Raw genomic sequence first — 6,000 nt, 5'->3', positions numbered from 1 at the left:
AATGGGTGGGTATTTTTACGCGTTGGTATAACGAGGAGCACTATCACAGTGGTATACGCTACGTGACGCCGGCGCAGCGGCACCGAGGCGATGACCGGGAGATATTAATGCGGCGGGATGAGGTATACCGAGCGGCGCAGGCAGCGCACCCGGAACGCTGGTCAGGAGAGACAAGAAACTGGCAGCCAATAAGTACCGTGACATTGAATCCTGAGCAGGAAAAACAGGCAGCCTAAATCAGCAAGGGGGTGACAACAACCTTGACACTGACCGATCTGGCGCCAGTTGCACTGGAAGTCGCTGGTTGCACAACAATAATTGCCGGTCGCAGCACCGGACACAAGCATGGCCAAGTCCTCAGCCGACAGGGCGCGACAGAGTGTTGCGCCTTTTTCTAATAGCCCAAACAAAACAAAGCATCTGTTGATACAGGGTGCTCATACTCCCTATTACGCTATGGACTTTAATGCCTTAATGAAATTCTCTATGAAGGTTTCTTCATAAACTTTTTTGTATTCCATCCTGGATATTCTTCTGATCGGCTAAGGCTGCTCCTGCGAGCAGACTATCCATGGCAGCCTGTAATCGCTTTACATTACCAGGCTCGTATAATATGCCATTAACGCCACTGTTTATAATTTCATTTGGGCCACTGACACAATCCGCGGCGATGCAATAGACGCCTCTGGCCATCGCTTCCAGAAGCACGAGAGGAAATCCTTCATAAGCAGAAGGTAAATTATGTCCGGCGATGCTAGAGGGGAAATAGCGATGAGCCAAAGGATAAAAGGTAAAAATGCATCACAACCGGCTAAAATGCGTAAATATTACGGTCAATGCGATATTAGTGATTAATAGAAATTATTGAGCATTGTGTTTATTGCTACAGACTTCCTACCTATTTCCAGGCAGAGATAACTGTAGCATTCCTAGCCGCCATTTGCTTGGGGATAAAGTGAGTAGTGTGGTCTGGAATATGATCTATATGCTCTCACGCAGTGCATTATAAATGCTCTCAGCAGTGCATTATATTTTTCTTGATTGCGTGTCACGCCATTATTGACATGACACGCCAGGCATTTAACCCTGTGGACCATGGGATCCGTCAGCCACGACGCCAGATGGTGCCCCCGGCGCCGTCTTCCAGCACGATCCCCATGGCGGTCAGCTTGTCCCGAGCCTCGTCAGCCATCTGCCACTGTTTATCCCGTCGGGCGTCATTGCGCTGTTTTATCAGCGCTTCTATCACTGCCGTTTCATCATCATCCACACAGGCGCCGTGTTGCAGGAAATGCTCTGGATCCTGCTCTAGTAATCCCAGCACCCCAGCCAGACGGCGCAGGGAGGCTGCCAGACCCGCTGCAGCCGCAGCATCCTCAACCTTGAGGCGATTGACCTCGCGGGCCATATCGAACAACGTGGAATAGGCCTCAGGGGTATTAAAGTCATCGTCCATCGCCTGGCAAAATCTGCTTTCGAAGGCTTCGCCGCCTAAAGGCTGCGTGGCGGGATCCATACCGCGCAGCGCGATATACAAACGTTCCAGCGATGAGCGGGCCTGACGCAGGTTTTCTTCACTGTAGTTAAGCTGGCTGCGATAATGGCCGGACATCAGGAAATAGCGAATGGTTTCAGCGTCGTAGTAGGCCAGCACGTCACGGACGGTAAAAAAGTTACCCAGTGATTTGGACATCTTTTCACGATCCACCATCACCATGCCCGAATGCATCCAGTAATTCACATAAGGCCCTTCATGGGCGCATTGTGACTGGGCAATTTCATTTTCATGATGAGGAAACATCAGATCTGATCCGCCGCCGTGAATATCAAAATGGTGGCCCAGCTGTTTGCAGTTCATTGCCGAGCATTCGATATGCCAGCCGGGACGTCCCTCGCCCCAGGGAGATGTCCAGCTCGGTTCGCCAGGCTTGGACATTTTCCACAATACAAAATCCACTGGATTATGCTTTACATCGGCCACCTCGACCCGGGCGCCGGCGCGCAGTTGGTCGAGATCCTGGCGAGAAAGCAAGCCGTAATCAGGATCAGTATCAACGGCAAACATGACATCACCGTTCGATGCGATATAGGCATGATTTTTTTCAAGCAATGTACCGACCATTTCAATAATATCGGCCATATGATGGGTGGCATGCGGTTCTTCATCTGGGCGCAAAATATTGAGAGCGTCAAAATCGCGGTGCATTTCATCAATCATGCGCGCAGTGAGCTGCTCAAAACTCTCGTTATTCAACGCCGCCCGGGATATGATTTTATCGTCTATGTCGGTAATATTACGGATATAGTGGACATCGTATCCTTTATAACGCAGATAGCGAGTCACCACATCGAAAGCCACAAAAGTTCGGCCATGACCAATATGACAGAGGTCATACACCGTGATGCCGCACACGTACATGCCCACTTTCCCGGCATGAATAGGCTTAAATTCCTCTTTTTGTCGTGTCAGACTATTAAAAATCTTTAGCATCGAAAATCAGTCCATGGTGGTAGCGTGTAAGTGCGGGCGCATCAATAAGCGTAGTCGGTTTATAAACCTAACGGCGTATTGAAACCCGAAGGCGTCATGAATGCAAGATCGGGAAACAGCCGATATGACCTCTTGTTCGTTCGCTAGACTGAAATTGACGAATAAAAATGCCTTTGATCACGCCTTGCCCCGCTACGGGCGGTGCTGAGTGCTGACTCCTCGTCGCAGTTATGTTATAAATTCGGTCTGCTTGTTCCCCGAGCGGGATACTCTCCTTTACTGACTTGTAGGACAATTATTATGGTCACTTTACACACCAACCATGGCGATATCGTTATCAATACTTTCGCCGACAAAGCCCCTAAAACTGTTGAGAATTTCCTTGATTATTGTCGCAGCGGTTTTTATGACAACACTATTTTTCATCGTGTTATTAATGGATTCATGATTCAGGGCGGTGGTTTTGAGCCCGGCATGTCGCAGAAAGAAACCCAGGCGCCGGTGAAAAACGAAGCAAACAATGGCCTGAAGAACAACCGCGGCACTTTGGCAATGGCCCGCACCAATGATCCCCATTCCGCTACTGCCCAGTTCTTTATCAACCTGGTGGACAACGACTTTCTGAACTTCCGTTCTGAACGCGCCGATGGCTGGGGTTACTGTGTATTCGCCGAAGTAACCGCGGGCATGGACGTGGTTGATAAAATCAAAGGCGTCGCCACCGGTCGCAGTGGTATGCACCAGGACGTTCCTAAAGATGACGTTATTATCACCAGCGTAACGCTCGGCGAGTAACGCTTCCTGATGAGCACCCTTTTCGTCGGGGATATCCATCTCAATGAACAAGAACCGGCAATTACTGCCGGTTTTCTGCATTTTTTGCGGCACCAGGCGGCAAAAGCCGATGCGCTATATATTCTGGGCGATCTGTTTGAAGTCTGGATCGGCGATGATGATCCGGCTCCGCTGCACCAGATGATCGCCGGTGCTCTGAGTGAGCTCAACCGCAAAGGGGTGCCCTGCTATTTTATTCACGGTAACCGTGATTTTTTACTGGGCCGTCGTTTTGCCGCCGCCAGTGGTATGACCCTATTACCTGAACTGCAGCGCCTGACGCTTGAAGGCCACCGTATCGTCACATTACACGGCGACACTTTGTGCATCGATGATGACGCTTATCAGCGCTTTCGCCGACGAGTCCATCAGAAATGGCTGCAGCGCTTGTTTCTGGCGCTGCCGCTTACCTGGCGGCTGCGTATCGCTGGAAAACTGCGGGCAAACAGTAGCAGGGCCAACAGCGGCAAATCGGCCGAGATCATGGACGTCAACCCCGGCGCAGTTATACGCACACTGGTCGCGATGGAGGTTGACTGGATGATCCATGGCCATACGCATCGTCCGGCTGTTCATCGGCTGGTAACGCCGGCGGGGGAAGCCCACCGTGCAGTCCTCGGCGCCTGGCACCACCAGGGGTCGATGGTTCGCGTCAGCGCCGATGGCATTGAGCTCATCGAGTTCCCGTTCGGATCCACTGATTAGTTGATGACATTTGCCGGCGTAATTTATCATCATACCCACCACGCAACCGTTTTCCTCGTGCGGTTCACATGATATGCTCTACGCCCTCTTAGAACGGCACCCTGGCCTGGCAGGGCTGCCGCCGGCCACTATTACAGGAGCACCCTGCGCATGCAATCCACCTTTTCCCCGGCAAAAATTGCCATCATCATGGGGTCCAGAAGCGATTGGGCTACCATGCAGTTTGCTGCCGAGATCCTCACCACGCTGGACATCGCCTATGACGTTGAAGTTGTCTCGGCTCATCGTACCCCGGATAAGTTATTCAGCTTTGCCGAACAGGCGGCGGCTGCCGGTTACCAGGTAATTATCGCCGGTGCTGGCGGCGCAGCCCATTTACCCGGCATGCTTGCCGCCAAGACGCTGGTGCCGGTATTGGGCGTACCGGTTCAGAGCGCAGCGTTAAGCGGCGTGGACAGCCTCTATTCCATCGTACAGATGCCACGGGGGATCCCCGTCGGAACATTGGCTATAGGTAAAGCCGGCGCTGCCAATGCGGCCCTGCTGGCTGCCCAGATTCTAGCCTTGCATGATGAAAAGCTTGCGAAAAACCTGAGCGCATGGCGCCAGGCGCAGACGGATGAGGTGCTCGCCCATCCCGATCCCCGGGAGGATGCATGAAGCCGGTATGTGTACTAGGTAATGGTCAATTAGGCCGGATGATGCGCCAGGCAGGCGAACCACTCGGCATCGCCGTCTTCCCGGTTGGGCTGAATGACGAACCTGAATCGCTGCCCTTCCAGCAGAGCGTGATTACCGCCGAAATTGAACGCTGGCCCGAAACCGAACTCACCCGGCAGCTCGCCGGTCATCCGGCGTTTGTTAATCGCGATATTTTCCCGCGTCTGGCCGATCGTCTGACCCAAAAGCAGCTGCTTGATGAGTTGAAACTGGCAACCGCGCCTTGGGAAGCGCTGACTGCTGCCGCTCAATGGCCTGAAATTTTTCTTTCCTTCGACAATTTTGCCATTGTCAAACGCCGGGTTGGCGGTTATGACGGCCGTGGACAATGGCGCCTGCATCCTGGGGAGGAATCCGACCTGCCTGAAGAATGCTACGGCGAATGCATCGTTGAAAAAGGGATTGCCTTTAAAGGTGAAGTCTCTCTGGTCGGTGCCAGGGCCGAAGATGGCGGCATGGTATTCTACCCACTGACCCATAATCTCCATCAGGACGGCATTTTACGAGCCAGCGTGGCGTTTGCGCAGCCAGCGGCAGCCATGCAGCAGCAGGCTGAAGACATGCAGCAGCAGGCTGAAGACATGCTGTCGGCCATAATGTCCGAGCTGGGTTATATCGGTGTAATGGCAATGGAATGCTTTATCGTCGACAGCGGTCTGCTGATCAATGAACTGGCGCCACGGGTTCATAACAGCGGCCACTGGACGCAGAACGGCGCCTCGATAAGCCAGTTTGAACTGCATTTGCGGGCGATTCTCGGCTTACCGCTGCCACAGCCCGCGGTGACTGCTCCCTCGGTGATGATCAACCTTATCGGTACCGAGGTCTGCAGCGACTGGCTCAGCGAGCCTTTAGCGCATCTGCATTGGTATGACAAAGTCGTACGACCCGGGCGTAAGGTCGGGCATATCAATATTTCTGACCCGGACAGCAGGCAGATCGCCCAGACGCTGCATCGACTTGCCCCGCTGCTGCCTGCCGAATATCAAAGCGGCATCGATTGGGCAGGGCAAAAACTCTCTCACCCTATCTGAAGAATTGTCCCTTTGATACTGAAACCGCTGCCTTATACAGCGGTTTTATTATATTGAATCCTTAGTAATAATATTAAATTTTTTATCACTATTTAAAAGCTTAATTTATCCAAGCGTCGTTAATGCCAAATTAATTTTATTGAAGTTTGACGCAGCTAATTCTGGCGAGTATGGTAAACATTAACCCCAACAGAAGATCACTCTCAACCGGCGTCA

The 6,000-nt window shown here is 52.2% G+C and carries 6 protein-coding genes and 1 pseudogene; 5 read left to right on the top strand and 2 right to left on the bottom strand.

The window, feature by feature from the left end:
* A pseudogene (locus EDC52_RS20105) lies at positions 1-236 on the top strand (IS3 family transposase); the annotation flags it as partial.
* A 262-nt stretch (positions 237-498) separates the two neighbouring features.
* Here EDC52_RS20105 and EDC52_RS15040 read toward each other — a convergent pair.
* Together EDC52_RS15040 and cysS are read right to left on the bottom strand one after the other, a co-directional pair.
* The gene (locus EDC52_RS15040; RefSeq protein ID WP_131866326.1) at positions 499-693 is read right to left on the bottom strand and encodes a glycosyltransferase; all 195 of its coding nucleotides are present in this window, start codon (positions 691-693) and stop codon (positions 499-501) included.
* 412 nt (positions 694-1,105) lie between these two features.
* A complete protein-coding gene (cysS, locus tag EDC52_RS15035; protein ID WP_131866292.1) occupies positions 1,106-2,491 on the bottom strand; it encodes a cysteine--tRNA ligase in 1,386 nt (461 codons plus the stop codon).
* A gap of 300 nt (positions 2,492-2,791) precedes the next feature.
* Here cysS and ppiB point away from each other — a divergent pair, with 300 nt between their 5' ends.
* The 4 genes from ppiB (at position 2,792) to purK (ending at position 5,784) form a co-directional block, all read left to right on the top strand.
* A complete protein-coding gene (gene ppiB, locus EDC52_RS15030; RefSeq protein ID WP_131866290.1) occupies positions 2,792-3,286 on the top strand; it encodes a peptidylprolyl isomerase B in 495 nt (164 codons plus the stop codon).
* Positions 3,287-3,295: 9 nt separating this feature from the next.
* Positions 3,296-4,030, top strand: a complete 735-nt coding sequence (locus EDC52_RS15025; protein WP_131866288.1) for a UDP-2,3-diacylglucosamine diphosphatase — start codon at positions 3,296-3,298, stop codon at positions 4,028-4,030.
* Positions 4,031-4,180: 150 nt separating this feature from the next.
* A complete protein-coding gene (gene purE / locus EDC52_RS15020) occupies positions 4,181-4,690 on the top strand; it encodes a 5-(carboxyamino)imidazole ribonucleotide mutase (RefSeq protein WP_131866286.1) in 510 nt (169 codons plus the stop codon).
* Entirely contained in the window at positions 4,687-5,784 is a 1,098-nt protein-coding gene (gene purK / locus EDC52_RS15015; protein WP_131866284.1) for a 5-(carboxyamino)imidazole ribonucleotide synthase, read from the top strand. The genes purE and purK overlap by 4 nt, the downstream gene beginning before the upstream one ends.
* Positions 5,785-6,000: the final 216 nt, after the last annotated feature.

Source organism: Biostraticola tofi (genome assembly GCF_004343195.1).
GTDB classification, from domain to species: Bacteria; Pseudomonadota; Gammaproteobacteria; order Enterobacterales; family Enterobacteriaceae; genus Biostraticola; species Biostraticola tofi.
The sequence above is the reverse complement of the archived record's forward strand: the minus strand, read 5'-3'. Positions and strand labels throughout refer to the sequence as shown.

What these genes read in the sequence shown, in the direction of transcription:
- EDC52_RS15040 (WP_131866326.1), bottom strand. Translation starts at nt 693, where the DNA reads ATGGCCAGAGGCGTCTATTGCATCGCCGCGGATTGTGTCAGTGGCCCA.
- cysS (WP_131866292.1), bottom strand. Translation starts at nt 2,491, where the DNA reads ATGCTAAAGATTTTTAATAGTCTGACACGACAAAAAGAGGAATTTAAG.
- ppiB (WP_131866290.1), top strand. Translation starts at nt 2,792, where the DNA reads ATGGTCACTTTACACACCAACCATGGCGATATCGTTATCAATACTTTC.
- EDC52_RS15025 (WP_131866288.1), top strand. Translation starts at nt 3,296, where the DNA reads ATGAGCACCCTTTTCGTCGGGGATATCCATCTCAATGAACAAGAACCG.
- purE (WP_131866286.1), top strand. Translation starts at nt 4,181, where the DNA reads ATGCAATCCACCTTTTCCCCGGCAAAAATTGCCATCATCATGGGGTCC.
- purK (WP_131866284.1), top strand. Translation starts at nt 4,687, where the DNA reads ATGAAGCCGGTATGTGTACTAGGTAATGGTCAATTAGGCCGGATGATG.